At 48.7% G+C, this 234-nt stretch carries 1 pseudogene; it reads left to right on the plus strand.

The annotated features are described in order from the left end of the window. Window positions 1-113 precede the first annotated feature (113 nt). Window positions 114-234 (plus strand): annotated as a pseudogene (locus AAC155_RS24350) (type IV secretion protein Rhs); the annotation flags it as partial.

A 234-nucleotide genomic window follows, 5' to 3' on the forward strand; every position in this document is an offset into this window, starting at 1 on the left:
AGTTGGCATGTTCTTTAACAGGGTGGGAAAAAGCGGCGGAGAAAAAGGCTGCTAAATCAGGGGGAAAGGTCCGCTAAACTGTATGATGGCGTCGGGATAGTCCCTAAGACCCGATAGGATTAGCAGGGGGTCTGAACCTGTATGCGTACGTGCCTAATCCGGTGTCGTGGATCGACCCATTAGGGTTAGCAGGTAAAAATTGCCAAGATGTTGGTAATAAGTCTAAGAATGCTC

This window comes from Photorhabdus sp. HUG-39 (assembly GCF_963878365.1).
In the GTDB taxonomy this organism is placed as follows: Bacteria; Pseudomonadota; Gammaproteobacteria; order Enterobacterales; family Enterobacteriaceae; genus Photorhabdus; species Photorhabdus kayaii.